Origin of the sequence: Bacillus cereus group sp. BfR-BA-01330, from assembly GCF_022663885.1 — a bacterium.
In the GTDB taxonomy this organism is placed as follows: domain Bacteria; phylum Bacillota; class Bacilli; order Bacillales; family Bacillaceae_G; genus Bacillus_A; species Bacillus_A cereus.
This window is the reverse complement of sequence record NZ_JAKUGK010000001.1, coordinates 295,739-320,009: the sequence shown is the minus strand read 5'-3', so window position 1 is coordinate 320,009 and position 24,271 is coordinate 295,739. Positions and strand designations below refer to the sequence as shown.

The window sequence follows — 24,271 nt, the reverse complement described above, 5'->3', positions numbered from 1 at the left end:
TACAAGGAAATTTGTCTAGTCCTTTATTTCATTTACATTGTTTTTATAGACAATCCTTCAACATCACTTACCAAAAAAGCCTCCAACTTGCTTTACAATACCTGTCACTTGATTCATCGCATTCATCATTTGTCCAGCTGTATTCATCATTTTATTTACATCATAGTTACCATCTGATGTTTTAAATTGAGAAACAAAACTAGAAAACTGACTTGGCTGTTGTTGCTTTTGCTTACCCTGCGTCGGGTACGGTTGTTTTGGTGGATAAAACATCGCTTGTTGATTAGCATACGGAGATGGTGGTGGCATATAATATTGCGAATTCATATAAGGCTGCTGCTGTGATTGATTCATGTATGGTTGCTGAGCTTGTGATTGTTGAGCTTGATTCACATAAGGTTGCTGCTGTTGTGGTTGTTGAGCTTGATTCACATAAGGTTGCTGCTGTTGTGGTTGTTGAGCTTGATTCATAAAGGACACTTCAAACGGTTGATAATAATTTTGATTTCCATAATAAGGCTCGAAAGGATACATATTATACCGTAAATATGTATCCGTATTATATTGGTACATATTTTGCTGTGCATATGGATTCGTTTGCTGATATAAGTTAGGTTGTTGAAACATGCATTCTCTCCTCCTTCACATAAGTTTCTACATATATAATATGTACCTATAAAATAATATGTGTGATGGAGTATCTGTCTATTTTTGTCGGAAGTTTAAATTTTTAAAAAATTAAAAAAGAAAACCCTTCCATGCTATGATAATGAAGAAGAAGATTCTCATGGGGGAGGAATCAACATGGTATTAGGGGATTTAAAACAAGCGTTTTCTCAAAAAAAGGGGTATTGCACAGAGAATGCAAATGAATTATTAGACTTTGCGAGACATTGGTATCTCGAAGGAAAAATATGCATATCAGATTATCGAACATTAATAAAAGAATTAGAAATAAACGGCGCAACAAAACCTACAACAATGACAGAAGCATAAAAATAACAAGAGGGCTCTCCCTCTTGTTATTTACATTGCTCAACTATATTTTGCAAAGTATACGAAATGGCTTGGTGTGTTTCAAAGAATCGTTTACCTTTACCTTTATTTACAAAGCATTGCAACACATTCGTTTGTAAATTATCATATACTTGATCAATTTGCTGTACATGTATATATTTTGGCTTTTCTTCTTTAATCCACTTATAAGCTAATTCTTTCCACTTCTTTAATTCCTCATCTACCATATCTACAAACGGTTTCATATCCTTATAAAAGTCGTATTCGGTTAGTTCTCTCTTTTTTACATTCGCTTCATTATTATACTGCATGAGTTTTTCTGAAGACTGTATTAATGCTTCATTCTTCATTTCTTTCCCACCTTATTATGCACTCACTACGACGTTTTGAAATGTCTTTACCCAATTCCCTTTCTCTTCGTGATGCACTAATTTATTTTCCATATGTTCAATATGCATTTCTGTTATTTCTATCTTATTGCATATTTTTTCACTCGCATCCTTTAATGCATGATTCATTCTAATCCCTATATTCATTTCCAGCAAATCGAGAGAACTTAACATTTGATCCATTTTTTTCATTACATCTTCCTTCTGAACCATCGCCATATACAAAACGCCTCCTTCTTTGCTTTTCCTTTGTCATGTAATTTCGCCGAATGATTCACCACTCCTGCCCACATGACAAAACTAGTTGTTATTCGTCAAAGAAATCATTTCGTATGTCATTTATAGAAATGGTAACAATACAAAAAGGAGGTGTATTACAATGGCAAAGAACAAAAATGAAAAAAAGAAAAACCAAAACAAACAACAAAATAAACCCGAGACTGGCAATCCAAAGCTAGATGGTCCAAACTTCCCTGCTACATAAAGCGAGACTTTATTACGAACAGTTAAATTTCAAGTCACCCTTAATCTCCTACTAGCATTACGTTTTGAGATTAAAGTTGTAGCACACATAGCAGGATTGTTTCAAATTAAGAAGTCCCGTCTTCAAAATGGAAGACGGGACTTCTTTTTTATTATATCATGAACTCATCCATCCTTTTAGCAAAACGATTTGCGATAGATAGCCTATAGATTTGTTCTCTCTTTCTTCTATACCATTCTGTTATATTAACTTCCCCTTTAGGTTCTTCAGGTACAAATAGCACATTCATTTTCATATTTGCACAAAACCAATCTCTCATTTTTATTTCTTCATGTAAAATAACAGGATAAATATCTCTAAGTGTTGGCGTATAAGACTTTCGAGTTTCCTTTGCGTAAACTTCATAATCTTCTCTAGACCCAGTATGTGTAGTTTGCAATGCAAACTTATAAAACGAACCATTATAAATTGGATGAAACAATAACCATGCTAATTTTTTTCCTAGTTCTATGCGCTGTTGTAACGTTTCAAATTGATAAACCGAAAATCCATACATTCTTCCTTCAATTGTTGGGAAGATAACTGCACTAATATGAAGTCTTTCTTGCACTTTAAAAAGTGCAGTATGGAATACATGTTTTTTAAAATATGTGTTCTCAATGACTGGTTTTTGAATTTTATTTTGTTCATTTATAATAAGCGCTGTCATAAGCCTATTCATATCTCTTCTTTCCCAGAAAAGTAACCATTCTTTTTCCATAAAAATTGATACGTTGAAATATTGCAACAAATGAAAGAGAGGTGCACGTCTCTTCTTACTTTCCTCATACAATAATAGCTGAGGAAATGCATCTAAAAAAATAATCCAATTAGCCTGTTCGTACAGAATAAATAAATGTTTTTTTACTGTTCTAGGTAAAACAGTAGCATAATATCTCCCTTCTAAATCAGTCATATTCCAGCCCGCATTTCTCGAAACCATACTCGCTAAAAAGGCCCACCTGATTTCACTATTTCTTAAATAATATTCTTGATAAGATTGTGTCCGAGAAATATTGTCCACATTAGCTATTTCTGTTTTCTTTTTAATATTGTGAATGATTGCTTTTTCTTCCTCTGTACAAAAATTTTTTTCTCGATTTTGTTTCATTTTCATATAATCATTCCATGTAAACATAAATAAGTCATCATACCTTTCATCAAAAAGGTCACATCTTTTTTCATTTTTTGATATAATCACCTTTGTAAGTAATTCTTAGCAAGTTGGGGGTGGACACACTATGACCATTCGTTACCCAAATGGAAAAAGGTATAATCAAGCTTCACAACCTCAAAAAACACCTATAAAAACACATACTTATAGTAATAGAGGTATGTCCCTTGAAGAGGAATTAAATGAAACAAATCAATATTACTTAACCCATAATATTGCATGTGTACATAAAAAGCCTACACCTCTTCAAATTGTAAAAGTAGATTACCCCGCTCGAAGTGCTGCAGTGGTAAAAGAAGCGTATTTTAAACAACCTTCTACAACAGATTACAACGGTGTATACAAAGGGAAATACATCGATTTTGAAGCAAAGGAAACAAAAAATAAAACTAGTTTCCCACTTCAAAACTTCCACCTTCATCAAATTGAACATATGAAGCAAGTGGTTGCTCATAATGGAATTGCATTTGTTATTATTAAATTTACACTTTTTGATGAATTTTATTTACTAGATGCAAAACATATTATTGCATTTTGGAATCGTCAAAATACTGGTGGACGCAAGTCGATTACGAAAGAAGAAATAGAAGAGCATGGATCCTTATTATCATGCGGTTATCACCCTCGGATTGACTATATCCGTGTACTAGACATGGTTTATTTTTCGTGATAGAGTCATCACTAAGGCTCTTTTTTCGACTTTTGGGGGAGAGAATGAAAGGTAGGAGAAAGTATAATGTCAGATAATTATCGTTCTCGTACAGAACGAAATCATGTGAAAAATCAAGAGAAAAAAACACATAAAGAAGAAAAACCAAAGAAAAAAGGCTCCTTTTTCAAGAAATTTCTTATAGGTTGTCTACTTCTTGGTATCGTTGGTCTTGTAGCCGGCGTTTCCGCTTTCTTTGTTATGGTAAAGGATGCTCCAAAATTAGACAAGGCCAAACTTGTTAATCCTTTATCAACAAAGTTTCTTGATAAAAACGGGAATTTCTTCTATGAATACGGTGCTGAAAAACGAACACACGTTACTTATGATCAAATTCCAAAAGTAGTTGAAAATGCATTCCTTGCAACTGAGGATTCGCGTTTCTATGATCATAATGGAATTGATTTTAAACGAACTACAAAAGCAGTTATGGAAAATGTCACTGGTGGTTTCGGTTCCCAAGGTGGTAGTACGATTACACAGCAAGTCGTTAAAAACTACTTTCTAACGATGGACAAAACTGCTAAAAGAAAAGTACAAGAATGGTACTTATCTTACAAATTAGAGCAACAATACTCTAAACATGAGATTTTAGAAATGTACTTAAATAAGATTAATTTAGGTAACCGTTCATACGGTATTGCGACAGCAGCGCAAAAATATTATGGTAAAGATTTAAAAGACTTGCAATTACATGAAGCTGCTATGCTCGCTGGTTTACCCCAAGGTCCAAACATTTATGATCCAACAAAAAAGGAAAATGTTGAACGAGCAACAAATCGTCGTAATGTCGTATTATCATTAATGAATCGACATGGTTATATAACAAAAGAAGAAATGAATAACGCCGTTAAGATCCCAGTAACTGAGGGCCTTCAACCGTCTTCAGAAGTAACTGAGATGAAGTATCAAGCATTTTTAGATGCGGTTGTAAAAGAAGTTGAAAAAGAATATCCTGATGTAAATATCGGTTCAGATGGTTTAACGATTCATACAACACTTGATCAAGATGCTCAAGATTACGCTGAAAAAATTATGGATGGTAATCTTATTAAGTATCCAAACGATCAATTCCAAGGATCATTCGTATTTATGGATACACAATCTGGAGAAGTTCGAGCAATTGGTGCTGGACGTAAAGAAAATAAGTCCACTTTCAAAGGTCATAATATGGCAACTGATTTAAAACGCCAAGTTGGTTCAACAATGAAACCAATTTTCGACTACGGTCCAGCGATTGAGAATCTTCAATGGTCTACTTACCATCAATTAAATGACTCTGAATATACTTATTCGGATGGCACAAAGATTAAAAATGCTACAGGGAGTTTTAAAGGTGACGTTTCACTTCGTGAAGCATTGAAGAAGTCATTAAACATCCCGGCTTTAAAGACAGCTCAAACAGTTGGACTTAATAAATCAAAAGAGTTTGCTGAAGGTTTAGGCATGACATTTGAAAATGGAGTACATGAATCTACTGCAATTGGTAGTAACGATAGTTCTCCATTAGCAGTAGCAGGTGCATATGCAACCTTCGGTAATAGTGGTAACTATAATAAACCACACTTCGTAAAAGAAGTAACCTTCCCGGACGGGAAAAAGAAAAGCTTTAAACCGAAAGAACAACGCGCTATGCAAGACTATACAGCTTACATGGTAACTGACGTTCTTCGTGACGTAGTAAAACCTGGTTCTGGTGGTACAGGACCAACAGCATATGTTTCAGGTGTTGACGTAGCGGGTAAAACTGGAACGCAAAACTTTGATGCAAAAGATCTAAAGAAATACGGCATTCCAGCTGATGCAAACAGGGATAGCTGGTTCGCTGGATATACACCACAATATACGATGGCTGTATGGACTGGTTACGTAAAGAATGGTCCAGAAAACTACATTAGTGATCGTTATACTAAAATTGCACAGCAAATGTTCCAAGTAATGATGAGCAAATTCGCTACAGATAAATCTCGCTTTGAACGTCCTTCTTCTGTACAAGAAATAAACGGAGAATTATACGTAAAAGGTGCGAAAAAAGATGCAATTAAACAAATTAAAGTAGATGCCCCTAGTGGTCTGAATGTCACTTTTGATGGCGCTAGCACAGTTACACTAAACTGGTCTGGACCAGCAGAAGTCGATGCATATGCAGCCAGCTATAAAGCAACTGATGGTTCAAGTGGTAGCCTATCAATAAGTGGTACGACAGCTACTCTTGGTGGTATTAAACCAGGTGTTACTTACAGCTTCTCTGTAGTAGCGAAAAAAGGCACTGGAACAAGCCCAGCAGTTGGTGCATCCTTCACTGCGCCTGGCGGAACTCCAGATGCGAAAAAAGCTGAAGAAGAGGCTAAGAAAAAGGCCGATGAAGAAGCTAAGAAAAAAGCTGATGAAGAAGCCCAGAAAAAGGCTAATGAAGATAAAGTAAAACAAGACGAAGCTAAGAAAAAGGCTGAAGAAGAGGCTAAGAAACAACAAGAACAACAGCAAGAACAACAACGTAAACAGCAAGAAGAAGCTCAAAAGAAAGCTGATGAGGAAGCTAGAAGAAAAGCTGAAGAAGAAGCTAAGAAAAAAGCTGATGAAGAAGCTAAGAAGAAAGCTGAAGAAGAGGCCAAGAAAAAAGCTGAAGAAGAGGCTAAGAAACAACAAGAACAGCAACACCAAAATACCAGAGGAGATACACCTCACGCAGACGGTGCTGTTGTTACAACAGAGTCCTAATATACAAAAAAAGAAGTCCGTTTCTCTTAACGAGAAGCGGACTTCTTTTTTGTTATCATTTTCTTTACATACAGCTTTTCTATTTCGATATACAACTGCGCTAATTGAATATAAGAATGATAATTACTCGGTTTCTTTATAATGAATGAATATCTTTCCATAAAATTAACAGGTTGCACTTTTAATTTATTCGTATTTATTTGCATTTCATTCAAACTATGAACAGGTTGTTCATTTAGCCAATAGACAACCGATAACAAGTGAGCTGCAAAAAGAATCATTGGTCCCTCAGCCTCTTGCTTATTTCTATTTCGAAACAGTATAGCAATGTCTTCATGCTTATTTTTCCATACATTCAACATCGCTGGAATGCTGTTTTCAATTTCCTTCCACGGCTCATACTGTCTTTCAATATCAAATATAAAGTAAGTATTTTGTATTATCTCTTCAAAAGAATTGTCTGTATGATACTTAATTAAATTTACACTTTCTTTAAAAAATGGTAAACAGTGAAATTCTTTCGGTATTTCTATAACTCGCTCCATCCTTTATTTCACCTTCATTCGCTTCTTTCCTTCACGACATACTTCTAACAGTCTGCACTCCTCACATTGCGGTCGTTGTGCTTTACAGTGATAACGTCCAAAGAAAATCATACGATGATGTGTAACTCCCCACTCATCCATCGGTACTTTCTTCATTAATGTTTTTTCTACTTCTAACACCGAATCTTTCCATCTACAAATCGCTAACCGTTTACTCACTCTTTCTACATGCGTATCAACAGCAATTGCCGGGATGCCATACGCTACCGAAACAACTACATTTGCTGTTTTTCTCCCTACTCCTGGTAATTTCGTCAACTCGTCACGGTCTTCTGGAACTTTTCCATTGTAATCATCCAGCAACATCTGACACAATTTTTGAATGTTTTTTGCTTTATTTCTATACAACCCAATAGAACGTATATCTTGTTGTAACTCTTCCAAAGATACACTTAAATAATCTTCTGGTGTTTTATATTTTTGAAATAAATTTTTCGTCACTTTATTTACAAGTGCATCTGTACATTGTGCAGATAGTGCCACCGCGATTACTAATTCAAAAGGATTCTCATGAATTAATTCACAATGTGCTTCTGGATACATATCCGCCATTGTGTCTAAACAATAGCGAATTTGCGTTTTATTTAACATATACTTCCTCCTATATTACTGCTCCAACCAATTATAAAAAGGCACTTTTCCAGTAAATTTCGTCTCTTGTTTTGTCATTTGTTGTGCTCTTTGTTGATTCGCTCTAAATTTTTGACCTTGATTTTGAGCCTGATCTACCGTTTTAATTCCATTCTTTTTCCACTCAAATAAAATACGATCAATATATCGGAAATTTAGTTTTCCACTCATTACAGCTTCTCTAAGAGCCGCTTGAATTAAATTTGGATGATGTTGATCTTGGTCCTCCCACATTCCTAACGTTTCACATTCGAACGGCGAAAGTGGTCTTCCAAATTCTTTTTCAAATACTGTATATAAATTTACTTGCAGCTGTTTTTTTTCTTTTTGCTCTTCCTCTATTGATTCATCCATTAAGAAATGTAATATTTTTTCCCATAACGGTTGTAAAGAATAACTTTCGCACATCATCGCTTCTGATCTTTGTCCACCTTCTAGTGATAAAAACCCTTTTTGAATCAATGCTTGAATTACTTCCATACATTTCATTTCCGTTATCGTCATCCGTTCAGAAATCTCTGATGGAGTCGGAAACGAATTACCTGATTCTAAAAATGTGTGTACATGAAGTACGACCATAAATTCCGTCTCATTTAAACCTAATTTTTTATAATGCATCATAAGTAATTTTGGAATTGCAATGCTTCCCTGCTCAAACCACTGTAACATCATTTTCTTTTTCATCACCAAACACCTCGCTCTCTAGTATAACACACCTTTAGCTATTTCTTTTTGCCACAATTCGTCAAAAAAACCTCCCTATTAATGGGGAGGTTTTTTATATTACATGAATGAAATATAAAATTAAGCTTGCACTTTACTTTTCATAAATGTATGGATACGCTCTAATGCTTTCTCTACTTGTTCAAGAGATGTCGCATATGATAAGCGAACATTATTTGGAGCACCAAATCCTGTACCTGGTACAAGAGCCACTTTTTCCTCTTCTAATAGAGCTTTTGCCCAATCATCAACTGTTGCATATCCTGATAAAGCTACAGCTTCTTTTACGTTAGGGAATAAGTAAAATGCACCTTGCGGTTTAATGCAAGTAAAGCCAGGGATTTGAATTAATTTATCATAAATGATGTTTAATCTCTCTTCAAAGGCTTGACGCATTGTTTCCACAGGTTCTTGTGAGCCTGCATATGCCGCAATTGCGCCGTATTGAGCGATTGAAGTAGGGTTTGACGTACTATGACTCGCTAAGTTCGTCATCGCTTTAATAAGCTGCTTATTTCCTGCAGCATATCCAATACGCCATCCTGTCATAGAATGAGATTTAGATACACCATTAATAATAAGTGTTTGTTCTTTTAATGCATTAGAAAGCTGGGCAATTGAAGTATATTCTACGCCACCATAAATTAATTTTTCATAAATCTCATCAGAAACGATTAAAATATCATGTTCTAAACATACTTCTCCAAGCTGTTGTAATTCTTCTTTGCTATAAATCATTCCTGTTGGATTGCTCGGTGAATTAATAATAACTGCTTTCGTTTTCTCTGTAATTGCCTCACGCAGCTGCTTTGCTGTAATTTTGTACTCATTGTCTTCTAAACCTTCTACATAAACCGGCTTACCGCCAGCAAGCTTTACTTGCTCTGGATAGCTTACCCAGTAAGGAGTTGGGATGATAACTTCATCTCCCTCATCAAGTAATACTTGGAATAATGTATACAATGCATGCTTTGCACCATTACATACAATAATTTCAGATGGATCATACGCAATACCTTGATCGCGAGTAAATTTCTTCACAATTTCTTGTTTTAACGATTGTAATCCACCTGTTGGTGTATACTTCGTATGCCCTTCTAACATCGCTTTATGTGCAGCATCCATAATATGCTCTGGTGTATTAAAGTCAGGTTCCCCTGCCCCTAATGCAATTACATCATGACCCTCTGCTTTTAATGCTTGTGCCTTTGCTGTAATTTCTAAAGTTGAAGACGGTGTTAAAGCAGCTACTCGCTTTGCTAATTTCATTTGTAGTTCCCCCTACATCTATTTTTCAATGCTATATCGTCTTAAAAATTTTCCATCTTTAAATTCAAGATAGTAATAACTATAACGATTGTCATCATCAATATATGTAACTTCCCATAGTGGTACATCATTTTCAAAGCCTAATTTCACTTTCATAATCTCTTTCGGCTTACTTTTTGATTCCTTACTTTCATTGCCGACTTGCTCTATTGTTCTTTGTATAGCCTCTTTTTCAGAAATACCTTCGCTCTTTTTCCTTACTACAGTATCCCCTTTTTTCTCAGGCACCCAAACGATAAGTTGTTCTCCCTTTTCATCTGTACCTTGCACGACTATATATGCAGATTTTCCGTTGTAATAATCAACAGATTTCACCTTTGTAAGCTTTGCTTTTTCTTTAGCAATTTCTACAAATTTCGACTCTTTTGGAATTTTCTTTCCCATCGCTTTATTATAAACATACGCCCCATATATTCCGCTAGCAACGATAACAATAATGATTGCAAAGATCCACTTTTTCATTGTATCACTACGTTCTGTAAATCGTAAATACAGCTGTTTCTTTATCTTTTTCGTCTAATGCTAGTCCGAACATGAGGTCCTGCTCTTTTAACGTACGATTTAAACTATCAACAATTTTATACAAATCCGACGAATATTTAATACGCGTCGTTGATAGTACTTCGATTTTCTTCTCCATGAAAAAACTCCTCCGTTACACAAAAATTTCTAATTATAGAAGAACGCAATGCGGTTACAATAAGAGTACATTCTTTACAACCCCTGCTTCATCACCCATCTATTATAGCAGGACATGTACAGCAAAAAAAGGTTTCAAGTCGAAAACCAACACATTTTGTATACAAGAAGTAAGAAAAATAAAATTCCTCCTACCCACATTTTTTACGCCTGAAGTTTATAAGTACTTCAGGCGTATTTTTCTTCCATTTTTATTCATTTGGTGGTTCTTCTAATTGTACTAACAATTCTTCTAATGGCCCTTCATAAAGAGGTACGTTAGGAATCGATTGTAGAAATCGTTTTCCATAGGAAGAACTCGTCAAACGACGATCTAACACTACTACCGTTCCTGTATCTGTATTCGTTCGAATTAAGCGGCCGAATCCTTGTTTGAAACGTAATATTGCTTGTGGAAGCGCTAATTTAGCAAATACATCTTCACCTTGATTTTTTAGCCACTCACCTTTCGCTTCCATCATCGGCTGATGAGGAGGTGTAAATGGTAGACGGACTATAACAAGACAACTTAAGGCATCTCCTGGAATATCTATTCCTTCCCAGAAACTGCTCGTCCCTAATAAAATTGATTTGTCGAATTCTTGAAACTTTCGAATTAAGCGGCTTCGACTTCTATTATTCACACTTTGGGTCAGTAATAAATACCCCTCTAATTCATCATTATTTTTTAAATTCGCATACGCTTCTTTTAACATTTCATACGAAGTGAATAAAACGAGCATTCTGCCTTTTGTGGCTTTCGCTATCTTTGCAATATGTTCCGATACAGATTCAATATATCGCTCATTACTTACTTGCTTAATAAAAGGTACATCCGTTGACACCATTAATTTCATCTGTTCATCATAACGAAATGGCGACGGAACCTTTAAAGTATTTGGAGCGAAATCATGTAAACCAAGTTCCTCTTTTATATAATCAAACGTATCGTTAACTGTTAGTGTTGCGGATGTAAAAATAACACTCTTTTTTTCTGTTAAAAATTCATCAGCAAATCTTTCACCAATATGAACAGGCTGTGCATATAGAACTGTTGAATGAATCGTCCCTTTCGTTTCAGTCTCCATCCAAGTTACATACGAATTCTTTTCTAATACGAGTAACTGTAATGATTCTGCCATCTTTCTCAGCAACTCAATTAAATGCATAAATTCACCTGTTACAACATGCATCTCCCATTCTAACTTACTTTGCAATATATCCACTTGCTTCTCAAGAGCAGTTACTACCCTTCTTAATTCATATATAAAACGATTTGTTAATTCGACGATACTATCCCACAACTTACCTTTTTCTAGTTCTGCGTTATACCTATAGATGAGCGGCATATTATTCGTTCCTTGCTCTTGCTTTGTTTGTTTAAATATAAAAGTACGTAACATTTGGAAGAGTTCATCCGCATCAAACTTAAGTTCCTTCAAACTATAACTTATCATACGGAAAGTTGAACGAGATGCTTGCTCTGATTTTTTCATCATTTTATATACTTTGGAGAGTACATCTTCTGTTTCTAGTGTCCCAAGACGAGATATAACCAATTGAAAATACATACAAGAGAACTGTTCACCCAATGTTCTACTCGCGGCTTCTTCAATATGGTGAGCTTCATCAAAAATAATATGTTCGCATGAAGCAAACAACGGTTCTTCACTTGAAAAATCTTGAAATAATAACGCATGATTTGTAATAACGATATCTGCAAATAAAGCTTTATTCTTCGCTCGCTGGTAAAAACAACGACTAAACCAATTACTTTGCATACCGCCTGGACTATACGCATCGCTACAAATACGATTCCAAAGTAACTTTCCGCCCTCAGGAATATTTAATTCGTCTCGATCACCTGTTTCAGTTTGCAATAGCCAAACTAAAATCTTCGCCTTTGTAAGTGCCATATCATAATTTTTTTCTTCCTCTTGCAAAGCATACTCAAATTTATGTAAGCATAAATAATGCTTTCTTCCTTTTAGAAGAGCTGCCTCAAATGAAAATGGCATTATTTTTTGTAATAACGGAATTTCTTTTTCTAATATTTGTTGTTGGAGTTGTACCGTTTGTGTACTTATAATGACAGGTTCTTCTTTTCTCTTTGCAAAATAAAGACTAGGAAGCAAATAAGCGAGAGTCTTTCCTGTTCCTGTACCGGCTTCAATTAGTGAAAAACGAGAATCTCTTAACGCCGTATATATCTCTTTCATCATCAGTTGTTGACTTTCTCTTCTTTCAAACTTTGGCATATGTGATTCCAATTTATCCATCGTTTTATTCAAGAAAGCATCAAACTTTGATGAACACGTTTCTCCAAGGTTTAAGGAATAGTTCCGCTTTTTCAGCGCAATATTTCGATGTATTTCATACTCCGCTATATCTTCTTTACCGTGCATTACTTTCTTTAAAATATTTTCAGAAAGCACATCAGCTATATCGCTTTGGAACACATCACTTAATTCATAAAGCGATTGCAACGTGACAAGTGGTAACTTTTCAATTTCATTTAAAAATTGTAAAAATAATTCCGCTGTTGCAAGAGCATCACTATCCGCACGATGTGGTTGATCGTGCTCTAGTTCATGCTTCTTAGCTAAATCACGTAATTTATAACTATCGGCTGTCGGCAAAAGAATTTGAGCCAATTCAACCGTGTCGATTTTCGGACAATGTATTTCTGTATATCCAGCTTGCCTTAATTCTTCATTTAAAAAATTCCAATCAAAGTGAACATTATGCGCAACGAAAGCCGCACCTTGTAATAGCTCAACAATCATCGGGGCTACATCTTGAAATAACGGGGCTTGTTTTACAAGACTTTCATCAATCCCTGTTAATTCTGTAATAAATGGTGGGATCTCTCTCTTTGGATTAACAAAAGACGAAAAAATCTCCAATATCTCTCCATCTTCTACTACAACAGCTGCAATTTGGGTAATTTTATCCTTCCCATCTTTCCAGGAGTTCCCTGTCGTCTCTAAATCAACAACGACATAACGCTTACTCATATATGTAACACCTCAATTTCTTACCTTTCAAACAACAATAATTTATATAATGTTACTATACCACGTTTTATCTCATCTTAATGAAAAGATGCACAAAAAAGCTATCTCCGCAATGGAGATAGCCTTTCTACTTATAATATCGTACCCGCTTTTTCAGCACCTAACATTTCAATAATTTGATTATTATCGTCTAGTACTGCAATTTTTGGTTCTTGTGTATGAATCTCTTCTTCCGTAACTAGCCCATAACAAATAATAATTACTTTGTCCCCTGGTTGTACAAGTCTTGCCGCCGCACCGTTTAAACAAACAACACCACTACCGCGTTCCCCTTTAATAACGTATGTCTCTAAGCGAGCACCATTATTATTATTTACAATTTGGACTTTTTCGTTTTCTACAATATTTACTGCATCCATTAAGTCTTCATCAATTGTAATACTACCTACATAATTTAAATTTGCCTCCGTTACAGTTGCACGATGTAACTTTGCTCTCATCATTGTGCGAAACATAGATGCTCCCCCTTATTTAACCGTTAATGTTATATTGTCAATTAATCTTACATTTTCAAACTTAACTGCAATAGCTAAAATGATTCTTCCTTCGACTTTCTCTACCATTGTTAATGACGGATATGCATATAAATCCGCATAATCTACAGTGCCTTTCGTATGCGTCTCAATATAATCTTTCACAAGATTTGTAATGATTTCCGGATTACGTTCACCTGCCTCAATTCTTTCTTTCGCTATACATAGGCTGCGGTATAAATGAAGAGCTTCTTCACGTTCATCTTGTGATAGGTACACGTTACGAGAACTTTTCGCTAAACCATCTTCTTCCCTTACAATATCAACTGGTACGATTGTAACTGGAATATTGAAATCAGTTACAAATCCTTCAATTACTGCAACTTGTTGAGCATCTTTCATACCGAAATAAGCACGCGTTGGCACCGTAATATTAAATAGTTTCATCAGTACAGTTGCAACACCAGCGAAATGACCAGGTCTTTGTTGACCGCATAATACGTCCGTGCGCTTCACAACTTCTACTGTTGTTGTTTGTTCTGCTGGATACATTTCTTCTACACTCGGATAAAATAAATAATCTACACCGTTTTCTTTTGCTACATTTTCATCTCTATCAATATCACGAGGATATCGATCTAAATCTTCATTTGGGCCGAATTGTAGCGGGTTTACAAATACACTTAAAACTACAATTTCATTTTCTTCTCTTGCCTTACGTAATAAAGTAGCATGGCCTTCATGTAAATAACCCATTGTTGGAACAAAACCAATACTCTTTCCACTTGCACGAAGTTCGCTTGTAATTTGCTGCATCTCTTGCACTGTAGTTACGATTTTCATTATTGTTTTCCTCCGTATAACGCTAAGCATTCTTCCTCTTTCATTGTGAACGAATGTTTTTCTTCAGGAAATTGCCTTGTCTTTACTTCAGTAACATATTGTGAAATCCCACGCACAATCTCCTCTTGAACAGACGTATATTGCTTCACAAATTTCGGAACACGATTTACGCCGTATGAGATAAGATCATGATAAACAAGCACTTGTCCATCTACTTTTTGTCCTGCACCAATCCCAATTGTTGGTATTGTTAGTTGCTCTGAAATAAGTTCTGCTAACTGCATTGGTACACATTCTAACACAAGCGCTATTGCACCAGCTTCTTCACATTTCTTTGCATCTTCTATTAATTTTTTTGCACTCTCCGCATCTTTTCCTTGCACTTTATATCCACCCAACACTCCTACAGATTGAGGGGTTAAACCTAAATGCGCTACAACAGGAATTCCTGCGTTCGTCAAATATTGAATCGTCGATATAACTTCTCCAGCACCTTCTACCTTCAGTGCGTGTGCCCCGCTCTCTTGAACGATGCGACGTGCATTCACCATCGTTTCTTGTAATGATACGTGATACGACATAAATGGCATATCAGTTACAATAAACGTCTCTTTCGCTCCACGGCGTACAGCTTTCGTATGATGAATCATATCCTCTACTGTTACAGGTACTGTTGAATCGTATCCGAGTACAACCATTCCAAGAGAATCTCCAACTAGAATCATATCAACTTCAGCTTCTTCTGCTAATTTAGCAGATGGATAATCATACGCCGTTAGCATTGTAATCGGCTCACCTTGCTCTTTCATCTTCAAAAAATCTGTTTTTGTTTTCAAAAACTACTCCTCCTTTATGCAGGAGAGAGGAGATGGCCGAAATCATATAAAAAACCCCTCTGACCATAAAAGGGCAGAAGGGTTGTGTGTTAGTCGGCATTATTCATCCCTCTGTCCCAGTCCGTTATTGGATCAAGGCAGAATCCAAGTTATTATTTTTCGTATGACTTCGAATCATGGTGCAGTTCGCTCTGATACTGCCCACATTCGAACTAATTATAGCAAACTACAAAAAGGAATTACTACATTTTTTTGAAAAAATAATTTTTTATTCTTATTACGGTATATGAAATTTAACACGAGAGTATATATGCTATACAGTTTTTATGGAGAATTCAATCCTGAAAAGATACATGTTTTTTCAACGCATGCTAAAAAAGTCCAAGTTAATTTTTTCTGTAATCCATTTAACTGTATAGTATAACTCTTAAACTAATGATGCAGGTTAATTGAGGAAAGTACTTAACAAAGGAGAATTGCAGATGTCTATGAACAGGTGGTTATTTCGATTCAGCAGTTTGCTTGTAATGATTGTATGGTGGATGTCTTTAGGATCCTCCCATGTATTTGCCTCAGTTACTGTCGTAACACCCCCCACCGATTTAACGAAAGTGATTGAGGTTGAACTAAATGATGATTACTTTAATCCAAATGTTATCACGATTCCGCTTGAAGGATCAACAACATTACTATTGAAAAATAAAGGTAAAAACGAGCACACCTTTACAGTGAAAAAACTCGGCATTGACGTCGTAATCGAGTCAGGAAAAGAAAAGAATATTACCGTGAAACCTAAAAATACTGGTACATATGAATTAATATGTCGATACCATCTTCTTAAAGGAATGGCAGGCAAAGTAATCGTCAAATAACATGCCCTGCCAACTAGGCGGAAGATATTTTGAAATGAACTTTAAATATGAAAAAAATTTATTATCATGTTACAAATTCAACTCAAAACTATTGAAATAAAAAGAAGTTCCAAAAGAGGAACTTCTTTTACTTAATTTCAATATCTGCAGAATGAATATGATGTACTTTCCCCTCATGATCCTCCAGAAGTAATACACCATCCTCTGTGATTCCTTTTGCTAACCCCGTAATTGTCTCTCTCATCGTTCGAGCGGTAATTTCTTTCCCGATGCTCACAGCGTAACTTTCCCAAAGAATTTTAATGACAGAGAAACCATTTTGTAAATACTCTTCATATAATTTTTCTAGTTGTAAATAGATTTGTTGCATAAGTTCTGCACGAACAATCGGCTTACCTGATTCAATCGCTAATGAAGTAGCAATGTGCTGAATTTCTTCATCAAAATGTTCTTGCTTTTGATTCGCATTAATACCGATGCCCATAATGACAGCATTAATTTTATCAGGATCCGCTTGCATTTCTGTTAATATACCTACAGCCTTTTTACCTTGAATTAAAATATCATTTGGCCATTTTATTCCTACGTTTACACCCGTGCATTTTTCAATTGCCTGTGCAACACTAACGGCCGCTAACAAAGTAAGTTGCGGTGCATGATGAACTGGGATTGATGGGCGTAAAATAATACTCATCCAAATCCCTGTTCCTTTTGGTGAATGCCATTTTCTGCTTAAACGACCTCTTCCCGCTGTTTGTTCTTCTGCTACAACGACTGTTCCTTCTTCTGCACCTTCATAAGCAAGTTTTGCTGCAATGTGCTGCGTTGATTCAACAGTTTCTTCAAAATACACTGTTCTACCAATCCGCTTCGTTTGTAGCCCTAACTGAATTTCATTAGCGGTCACTTTGTCTGGCTTACTTGCAATTCGGTAACCTAATCGACGCACAGCTTCAAGTTCATATCCCTCACTCCGCAGATCCTCCATATGTTTCCACACAGCAGTTCTTGAACAACCAAGTTTATCACTAATTGTTTGGCCGGATACAAACTCGCCATCCGCTTCAGAAAAAACTTGCAATAACTGCTTTCTTATAGTAGATTGCATCCTTGTAGCCACTCCCTTATACGCTCTTTCTCATTAACTACGTTTCCTTGTACGATTGCTTCTTCGATTTTCTGAAGCATCTCAGCAACCCACGGACCAGGCTTTTTGTTTGCCCAGTTTAATAAATCATTACCAGTCACTTTCATTTCTTGACGCTCCTGGATTGGCAATGCATGAAACATTGATTGTACTCGTTCAACAGATGTAGGGTCATAGCGTTCAATCATCGCTTCATATACTCTCTCTGCCATTTCAGCGATATGAATTCCCGTTTTATAAAGAAGGACTGTATCCCAATCCTTCTCCTTTCTAGTACGGATTGTCAATAAAACTGCAACAATATCTTTTATTTTTTTATTCGAAAACTTCCATTGACGTAAAAAGACAGATGGATGTTCTTCTCCGATACAATATAAGAAAAATGCCCACGCCTCAATATCCGTTTCGAAAGAATCCCATTTATACTGCGTAGCTTTTAACAGTCTCTCTTCTGACATTTGTAAATATGGCAAATGAGAAAATAGCTTCGTCTCTACTAATTCTTTGAGACCTTTCACACAATATGTACCAGTTAACAGTTTCTCAAACTCTACTGTAATACGCTCAATTGCTATATGTTCTAGCAAATGCCCATACGTTTCAATCGCTTGCTTCGTTTTCATTTCTAATGAAAAACCTAACGTGCTTACAAACCGAATACCACGCATCATTCGCAGGGCATCTTCTTGAAAACGATCCGTAGCATTTCCAACTGTCACAATTTCTCTCTGTTGAATGGCTTCCTGTCCAGCAAATAAATCGACCATTTTGCCTTCTTCTGTCATAGCAATTGCATTCATCGTGAAATCACGACGTTTTAAATCCTCTTCTAATGAACGAACAAATTGAACACTACTAGGTCTTCGAAAATCTTCATATTCGCTTTCTGTTCGAAAAGTAGTTACCTCATAGGGCTCACCATTTTCTACAACAATTACAGTTCCATGCTCAAGACCAACAGGAACATTTCTTGGGAATATAGCCATCACTTCTTCTGGTAGAGCAGATGTCGCAATATCAATATCTCTAATCGGCCTATCGATAATAAGATCTCGTACGCTCCCACCAACAAAGTAAGCCTCATGTCCTTGTTGCTTTAATGTCTCAATAATAGAACTAGCTTTTTTAAATCTTTCCATTTTTGTCATCCCTTAGTACGTCATAGTAAATCGTTTCATATTGTGAAACAATTTTTTCTGAGCGAAATTGCTCATAAACACTTTCTCTTGCTCGTTCTCCCATATTACGGTGAAGTTCCTCGTCCTTTAATAGCTGAATAGCTTGATTTGCCACTCCTGTTGTATCGCCAACTTCACATAAATATCCTGTTTCCCCGTGTTGAATAACCTCTGGAATACCTCCAACCCGTGTTCCGATACAAGGTACACCACACGCCATTGCTTCTAATAAAACAAGACCAAAACTTTCCTTCTCTGATAGAAGCAACATTAAATCACTCATCGCAAGTAGTTCTGCAACATTATCTTGCTTCCCTAGGAATAAAACGCGATCTTCAATATGTAAATTCTTCACTATCTGTAAAATCGTACAGAATTCTGGTCCGTCTCCAACAAGAAGCAACTTCGCATCTACTTCTTTAACAATTTTAGCAAATGCCTGAACAACATCCTGCACACGTTTCACTTTACGGAAATTCGAAATATGAATAAGTACTTTTTCACTCTCACTTATACCATATTCTTTCTTTAATTGAGACATATTACGCTTGAAATATACACGTTCGTCTATAAAGTTATATACCGTTTGAATTTCTTTACTTGGTTTTACAAGCTCATGTGTTTCGTTAATTAATGAATGCGAGACAGCAGTAACAACATCCGATTGCTCAATACCAAAACGAATTAAATTATTTAACGAAGGGTCGGAACCTAACACAGTAATATCTGTTCCATGTAAGGTTGTAACAATTTTAATACGCTCTCCGATCATTTGTTTTGCTAAATATGCACAAATTGCATGTGGTATTGCGTAATGCACATGTAAAATGTCTAAGTTTTCTCTTTGTGCAACCTCGGCCATTTTACTTGCTAACGCTAAATCGTATGGTGGATATTGAAATACAGAGTATTGATTTACCGTCACTTCATGAAAATAAATGTTTGGATATACTTTATTTAACCGGAATGGTAAACCCGATGTAATAAAGTGAATTTCATGCCCACGTTCCGCCAATTGCTTTCCTAATTCTGTTCCAACAACTCCAGAACCACCTACAGAAGGATAACATGTAATACCTATTTTTAATTTCATTTACATCCCCCTAATAAATCAGCATGTAATAAAACCGGTTTCTTACTCATAAATCCCTCGGCATACAAGACTCCAACTTCTTTTCCAAACATCTTCTCACGAGCAATCACAGTTTCAACGTAACCTTCTGTTAACGGTGTCTTAACACCATCACTCCCTGTTGAAAACTGACTTTCATACGCTTCTAATGCTTCCACCTTTATAGAGAGGTACTCACTTATATCTATACAAAAATTCGGTTTATGAAAACCATTAATCATATAATTATAAAAAGACTCCACACGATGTGGTGAAAGTTCCGGCATATATTTACGGATTCCTGCTGAAAAAATAGCCTCTTCCACAAGCTTTGCACAATTTGCATGATCTGGATGGCGATCTTCATAGTACGGCGCAAAAACTAGTTTTGGTTTATATGTACGGATCACCTTGACAATTTCACGTATATACTCTTCTTTCATATACAAACCACGGTCTGGCATCGCTAAATTCAGCCTCGTTTTTACTCCCATTATACGAGCTGCGACCTTCGCTTCTTCTTTTCTCAACTCTATCGTTCCATTTGAAGAAAGATCAGCTTCTGTTAAATCACAAATACCTACTTCATACCCTTGCTTTGTATATTTAGCGATGGTACCAGCCATGCCGATTTCAACATCATCGGCATGAGCACCAAACGCTAATATATGTAATCCACTCATAATTGTTCCCCTCATTTTCTTAACTTACGATAATCTAAATCTCCTCGCTCTAATGCGTGCATTAACATTTCAGCACTTGCCATATTCGTTGCAAGTGGAATCGCATATACATCACATAAACGAAGTAATGCATTCACATCCGGTTCATGCGGCTGTGCTGTTAATGGATCGCGGAAGAAAATCACCATATCTAAATCGTTCTTTGCAATCATTGCACCAATTTCTTGATCTCCACCAAGAGGGCCAGATTGATATCTTGTTACAACTAATCCAGTCGCTTCCATAATGCGAAGCCCTGTCGTTCCTGTTGCAAATAATTCATGTTGTTCAAAAATTGGTTTATATGCGTATGCAAACGAAACCATATCATTTTTCTTTTTGTCATGTGCGATTAAGGCAATTTTCATCCGTTGTCTCCCCTTTAGTCGATAATATTTTCTAAACCGTACACAAGATGATCAAGGTTCATTACTGTCTCAATTGATAGTTTTACACCTGACATAAATGATGCACGATTGAATGAATCATGACGAACTGTTAACATTTGTCCATCTCCACCAAACATTACTTCTTGGTGTGCAATAAGCCCTGGCAAACGTACACTATGAATGTGAATACCGTCTACATTTGCACCTCGTGCACCTGCTAGTTGCTCTACTTCATTTGGATGACCTTGCTGCTTTGATTCACGATTTTGGCGAATTAACTCTACCGTTTTTACAGCTGTACCAGATGGTGCGTCTAATTTTTGATCATGATGTAATTCAATTACCTCAACATCTTGGAAATATTTCGCTGCCATTTGTGAGAATTTCATCATAAGAACTGCACCAATTGCAAAGTTTGGAGCAATAATTGTTCCTACTGCTTTTTCTTTTGCATTCTCTGTTAAACGTGTCAATTCTTCTTCTGTAAATCCAGTTGTACCAATAACCGAACGAAGTCCACGCTCAACTGCAAGTGTAACGTGTTGTTTCCCCACTTCTGGTGTTGTTAAATCTAACAACACATCTGCTTCTACTTCATCTAAACAAGTATGTAAATCAGCGTAAATCGGCGCATGTAATGCTGGCATGCCAGGTAAATCAGAAATCTTCTCACCACCATGCTTATAATCCACTGCTGCTACTAAATTAAAATGTTCCGTTCTTTCCATAAGAAGGACTGCTTCATGTCCCATACGTCCTCTTGGTCCGGCGATAATTACTTTAATTTCTTTCATTATTCTTTCTCTCCCTCATCAATACGTGTCCAGCGATCTTTATCACGTGTATTAAATTTATTCATTACAATGTTATGTGCTGTCTCTAAATCAATATTTAAACTATTTGCCATACAAATCATAACAAATAATACATCTCCAAGCTCTTCTTCAATACTTCTTTCTTTTTCAGTTGTTTTCTTAGGTTTCTCACCATAATAATGATTTACCTCTCTTGCAAGCTCTCCCATTTCTTCCGTTAAACGAGCCATCATTGCAAGCGGACTGAAATAACCTTCTTTAAACTGACCAATATATGCATCTACTTCTTTCTGCATATCTTTCATCGTTTTTGCTTCCATACTATTCACCTCTAATCCTTCCTCTTTCATGTTAGCCAATTCATCGCGATTTGACAAATATTATTCCCCGCCAAACACCTATTTGCGACCCATTTTTGGATAGACTATAATAAAGTGAAACTTCTTTTGTGATTTTTTTGCAAAAGATTAGTTGAACTAATCGGGTTCCTACGGCTGGTTTGCCTTTCTTCAGAGGTTTATCTCCTACCAGCCGTTGGTACGGGGTAAAGTGAAACTTCTTTTGCGATTTTTGCAAAAGAAGTTTCACTTTACACAAAAAATCAGCCCACATCAATCAGGTTCTTACTATTTTCACTAGCAACTAGAAATTACTTATTATTATGTTTTACCGTTTCAGCGGAGCAATGCAATCATTACATAATTAGGGGGATTTCTATATGACATCAAAATTGAAGATGCGAAATATTATTTTTATTTTAATTGGTTCCGCTATATTTTCTTTCGGTATTGTCAATATCAATATTGAAAACCACCTTGCAGAGGGTGGGTTTACTGGTATTACACTATTATTGTATTTTTTATTTAAGTTTGATCCTTCCTACTCAAACTTAATTTTAAATATCCCTATATTTTTTATTGGCTGGAGGTTACTTGGCAGAACGACATTTTTATATACATTAATTGGAACCTTTAGCGTATCTTTATTTCTATGGATTTTCCAGCGTTACGAAGTACTCAACTTACATTTAAACTTGCAAAATGATATGACACTCGCAGCTTTATTCGCCGGGGCATTTATCGGTATCGGCCTTGGAATAATATTTAAATATGGCGGGACTACTGGCGGTGTAGATATTATCGCACGACTAGCGCACAAATATGTTGGCTGGAGTATGGGGAAAACAATGTTTATGTTTGATGCTGTCGTTATCGTCGTCTCTATTCTTACCTATTTATCATACCGTGAGGGCATGTATACGCTAGTTGCTGTTTTTATCGGTGCTAAAGTCATTGATTTTATGCAAGAAGGAGCTTATGCTGCCAAAGGAGCGACTATTATCTCAGAGAAAAACGATGAAATTGCTGCCAAAATTTTATCTGAAATGGAGCGCGGAGCAACCTTTTTAAAAGCTGTTGGATCGTATACAAAAGTGGAACGTAATGTATTGTATTGCGTTGTTGCTAAAAATGAAATCGTGAAATTAAAGAATATCATTACTTCTGTAGATCCTCATGCTTTTGTCGCTGTAAGTGATGTACATGATGTAGTTGGTGAAGGGTTTACGTTAGATGAAAATAAAAACCCTTTACATAATTAAATATAACTAGAAAAGCGCCTTAGCTTTTCTAGTTTTTTATTACAAGTCTTTTAAGCTTCTCAAAATCCTCATGAATAAGCTCCAATAAACTCCGATTATAAAAAATGGAAGCTGGATGAAAAGTCGGAAAAACATGATATTCTTTCTCTGACCATGTAAACTCTGCACTTTGCATATCCTTTAATTTTTGAATGGGCTGTTTTAATAATTGCCCGTGTACATCTGTGATTTTTTTATTTTTTCCTGTTAAACGTTGAAGACCGATATTTCCAAGCGTGACGATAAGCTTCGGATGTATTTTCTCTAATTCATAATCTAACAAAGGCGCATGGGCAACTATTTCTCCCTGATTTGGCGTTCTATTATACTTTTTTTGTATGATTTCACCATTTCGTTCTTTTTTCTCTCGCCATTTATAAGGTCTACTCCGAACAGCGCTCGTAATATATACTTCTTCCCTTGTAACGTGGATACGCTCTAAAAAAACCATTAATTGTTTTCCCGCCCTCCCGCTAAACGGAATCCCATTATGAATTTCTGTTTCACCAGGTGCTTCTCCTAACAACATAAATTTGGGATTTTCAGGACCTTGTCCACTTAAAAAACCTTCTAGTTGATAAGGAGCACTACGCTTTTGCACTTGTTTTACTAAATGGTCTGGATATTTCATTTCCCCCACCACCTTTCCGCATTACTTCTATTATTTCTAT

At 36.0% G+C, this 24,271-nt stretch carries 28 protein-coding genes; 6 read left to right on the top strand and 22 right to left on the bottom strand.

The annotated features are described in order from the left end of the window. Nucleotides 1-63: 63 nt before the first annotated feature. A complete protein-coding gene (locus MR112_RS01755) occupies nt 64-627 on the bottom strand; it encodes a YppG family protein (protein WP_242244736.1) in 564 nt (187 codons plus the stop codon). Nucleotides 628-804: 177 nt separating this feature from the next. Between MR112_RS01755 and MR112_RS01750 the strand changes: the two genes are divergently transcribed. Further along, on the top strand, nt 805-996 hold the full coding sequence (locus MR112_RS01750) for a YppF family protein (protein ID WP_000242652.1): 192 nt from the start codon (nt 805-807) through the stop codon (nt 994-996). Nucleotides 997-1,022: 26 nt separating this feature from the next. Here the strand turns inward: MR112_RS01750 and MR112_RS01745 are convergent, their stop codons facing one another. Both MR112_RS01745 and MR112_RS01740 read right to left on the bottom strand, forming a co-directional pair. After that, nucleotides 1,023-1,367: a YppE family protein gene (locus MR112_RS01745; protein WP_000786939.1), complete on the bottom strand. Its 345-nt coding sequence runs from the start codon at nt 1,365-1,367 to the stop codon at nt 1,023-1,025. Nucleotides 1,368-1,382: 15 nt separating this feature from the next. Continuing rightward, nucleotides 1,383-1,625, bottom strand: coding sequence for a hypothetical protein (locus MR112_RS01740; protein WP_001252036.1), 243 nt, complete (start codon nt 1,623-1,625; stop codon nt 1,383-1,385). Between the two features lie 85 nt (nt 1,626-1,710). Between MR112_RS01740 and MR112_RS28850 the strand changes: the two genes are divergently transcribed. Beyond that, nucleotides 1,711-1,890: a hypothetical protein gene (locus tag MR112_RS28850; RefSeq protein ID WP_001987054.1), complete on the top strand. Its 180-nt coding sequence runs from the start codon at nt 1,711-1,713 to the stop codon at nt 1,888-1,890. Between the two features lie 151 nt (nt 1,891-2,041). Here the strand turns inward: MR112_RS28850 and MR112_RS01735 are convergent, their stop codons facing one another. After that, entirely contained in the window at nt 2,042-3,067 is a 1,026-nt protein-coding gene (locus MR112_RS01735; protein WP_000495658.1) for a DUF2515 domain-containing protein, read from the bottom strand. 103 nt (nt 3,068-3,170) lie between these two features. Here MR112_RS01735 and recU point away from each other — a divergent pair, with 103 nt between their 5' ends. Further along, nucleotides 3,171-3,773 carry a Holliday junction resolvase RecU gene (gene recU / locus MR112_RS01730; RefSeq protein ID WP_000155598.1) on the top strand — a complete coding sequence of 201 codons (603 nt, stop codon included), beginning with the start codon at nt 3,171-3,173 and terminating at the stop codon, nt 3,771-3,773. 66 nt (nt 3,774-3,839) lie between these two features. Then, complete coding sequence (locus tag MR112_RS01725) at nt 3,840-6,533, top strand: PBP1A family penicillin-binding protein (protein WP_242244735.1); 2,694 nt, start codon at nt 3,840-3,842, stop codon at nt 6,531-6,533. A 26-nt stretch (nt 6,534-6,559) separates the two neighbouring features. Here the strand turns inward: MR112_RS01725 and MR112_RS01720 are convergent, their stop codons facing one another. From MR112_RS01720 to panB, 10 genes are all read right to left on the bottom strand, one after another. Then, a complete protein-coding gene (locus MR112_RS01720; RefSeq protein WP_000442650.1) occupies nt 6,560-7,078 on the bottom strand; it encodes a YpoC family protein in 519 nt (172 codons plus the stop codon). A gap of 3 nt (nt 7,079-7,081) precedes the next feature. Next, a complete protein-coding gene (gene nth, locus MR112_RS01715) occupies nt 7,082-7,729 on the bottom strand; it encodes an endonuclease III (protein ID WP_000933030.1) in 648 nt (215 codons plus the stop codon). A gap of 15 nt (nt 7,730-7,744) precedes the next feature. Then, nucleotides 7,745-8,452 carry a DNA replication protein DnaD gene (gene dnaD / locus MR112_RS01710; RefSeq protein ID WP_000728542.1) on the bottom strand — a complete coding sequence of 236 codons (708 nt, stop codon included), beginning with the start codon at nt 8,450-8,452 and terminating at the stop codon, nt 7,745-7,747. Nucleotides 8,453-8,572: 120 nt separating this feature from the next. Further along, nucleotides 8,573-9,760 carry an aspartate transaminase AspB gene (gene aspB, locus MR112_RS01705; protein ID WP_000761560.1) on the bottom strand — a complete coding sequence of 396 codons (1,188 nt, stop codon included), beginning with the start codon at nt 9,758-9,760 and terminating at the stop codon, nt 8,573-8,575. An 18-nt stretch (nt 9,761-9,778) separates the two neighbouring features. Further along, a complete protein-coding gene (locus MR112_RS01700) occupies nt 9,779-10,282 on the bottom strand; it encodes a cell wall elongation regulator TseB-like domain-containing protein (RefSeq protein WP_000758739.1) in 504 nt (167 codons plus the stop codon). A gap of 7 nt (nt 10,283-10,289) precedes the next feature. Then, the gene (locus MR112_RS01695; protein ID WP_000412179.1) at nt 10,290-10,460 is read right to left on the bottom strand and encodes a YpmA family protein; all 171 of its coding nucleotides are present in this window, start codon (nt 10,458-10,460) and stop codon (nt 10,290-10,292) included. Nucleotides 10,461-10,710: 250 nt separating this feature from the next. Continuing rightward, the gene (gene dinG / locus MR112_RS01690) at nt 10,711-13,515 is read right to left on the bottom strand and encodes an ATP-dependent DNA helicase DinG (protein ID WP_000044956.1); all 2,805 of its coding nucleotides are present in this window, start codon (nt 13,513-13,515) and stop codon (nt 10,711-10,713) included. Nucleotides 13,516-13,646: 131 nt separating this feature from the next. Continuing rightward, nucleotides 13,647-14,030, bottom strand: coding sequence for an aspartate 1-decarboxylase (gene panD, locus MR112_RS01685; protein ID WP_000490184.1), 384 nt, complete (start codon nt 14,028-14,030; stop codon nt 13,647-13,649). Between the two features lie 12 nt (nt 14,031-14,042). Beyond that, a complete protein-coding gene (gene panC, locus MR112_RS01680; RefSeq protein WP_000707025.1) occupies nt 14,043-14,891 on the bottom strand; it encodes a pantoate--beta-alanine ligase in 849 nt (282 codons plus the stop codon). Next, nucleotides 14,891-15,727: a 3-methyl-2-oxobutanoate hydroxymethyltransferase gene (panB, locus tag MR112_RS01675; protein ID WP_000851108.1), complete on the bottom strand. Its 837-nt coding sequence runs from the start codon at nt 15,725-15,727 to the stop codon at nt 14,891-14,893. Before panB ends, panC begins: the two co-directional genes overlap by 1 nt. A gap of 482 nt (nt 15,728-16,209) precedes the next feature. On the opposite strand from panB, the gene MR112_RS01670 reads away from it, so the two are divergent. After that, a complete protein-coding gene (locus MR112_RS01670) occupies nt 16,210-16,599 on the top strand; it encodes a cupredoxin domain-containing protein (protein WP_000062388.1) in 390 nt (129 codons plus the stop codon). 127 nt (nt 16,600-16,726) lie between these two features. On the opposite strand, the gene MR112_RS01665 is transcribed toward MR112_RS01670, so the two are convergent. The 7 genes from MR112_RS01665 to MR112_RS01635 are packed head-to-tail and all read right to left on the bottom strand — an operon-like array spanning nt 16,727 to nt 22,281. Next, nucleotides 16,727-17,707, bottom strand: coding sequence for a biotin--[acetyl-CoA-carboxylase] ligase (locus MR112_RS01665; RefSeq protein WP_001192063.1), 981 nt, complete (start codon nt 17,705-17,707; stop codon nt 16,727-16,729). Next, complete coding sequence (locus tag MR112_RS01660; protein ID WP_242244734.1) at nt 17,692-18,885, bottom strand: CCA tRNA nucleotidyltransferase; 1,194 nt, start codon at nt 18,883-18,885, stop codon at nt 17,692-17,694. The genes MR112_RS01665 and MR112_RS01660 overlap by 16 nt, the downstream gene beginning before the upstream one ends. Then, nucleotides 18,872-20,017 (bottom strand): N-acetyl-alpha-D-glucosaminyl L-malate synthase BshA, encoded by a 1,146-nt coding sequence (gene bshA / locus MR112_RS01655; protein WP_000768305.1) that lies wholly within the window; start codon nt 20,015-20,017, stop codon nt 18,872-18,874. Before bshA ends, MR112_RS01660 begins: the two co-directional genes overlap by 14 nt. Then, nucleotides 20,014-20,718, bottom strand: a complete 705-nt coding sequence (bshB1, locus tag MR112_RS01650; protein ID WP_000015673.1) for a bacillithiol biosynthesis deacetylase BshB1 — start codon at nt 20,716-20,718, stop codon at nt 20,014-20,016. Before bshB1 ends, bshA begins: the two co-directional genes overlap by 4 nt. A gap of 11 nt (nt 20,719-20,729) precedes the next feature. Then, nucleotides 20,730-21,125, bottom strand: a complete 396-nt coding sequence (gene mgsA / locus MR112_RS01645) for a methylglyoxal synthase (RefSeq protein ID WP_000684765.1) — start codon at nt 21,123-21,125, stop codon at nt 20,730-20,732. A 14-nt stretch (nt 21,126-21,139) separates the two neighbouring features. After that, complete coding sequence (gene dapB, locus MR112_RS01640; protein WP_000658813.1) at nt 21,140-21,940, bottom strand: dihydrodipicolinate reductase; 801 nt, start codon at nt 21,938-21,940, stop codon at nt 21,140-21,142. Next, the gene (locus tag MR112_RS01635) at nt 21,940-22,281 is read right to left on the bottom strand and encodes a nucleotide pyrophosphohydrolase (RefSeq protein ID WP_002108639.1); all 342 of its coding nucleotides are present in this window, start codon (nt 22,279-22,281) and stop codon (nt 21,940-21,942) included. The genes dapB and MR112_RS01635 overlap by 1 nt, the downstream gene beginning before the upstream one ends. Nucleotides 22,282-22,679: 398 nt before the next feature. On the opposite strand from MR112_RS01635, the gene MR112_RS01630 reads away from it, so the two are divergent. Continuing rightward, the gene (locus tag MR112_RS01630) at nt 22,680-23,561 is read left to right on the top strand and encodes a YitT family protein (protein WP_000202121.1); all 882 of its coding nucleotides are present in this window, start codon (nt 22,680-22,682) and stop codon (nt 23,559-23,561) included. A 28-nt stretch (nt 23,562-23,589) separates the two neighbouring features. On the opposite strand, the gene MR112_RS01625 is transcribed toward MR112_RS01630, so the two are convergent. Further along, a complete protein-coding gene (locus MR112_RS01625) occupies nt 23,590-24,231 on the bottom strand; it encodes a uracil-DNA glycosylase (protein ID WP_000876878.1) in 642 nt (213 codons plus the stop codon). Nucleotides 24,232-24,271 lie beyond the last annotated feature (40 nt).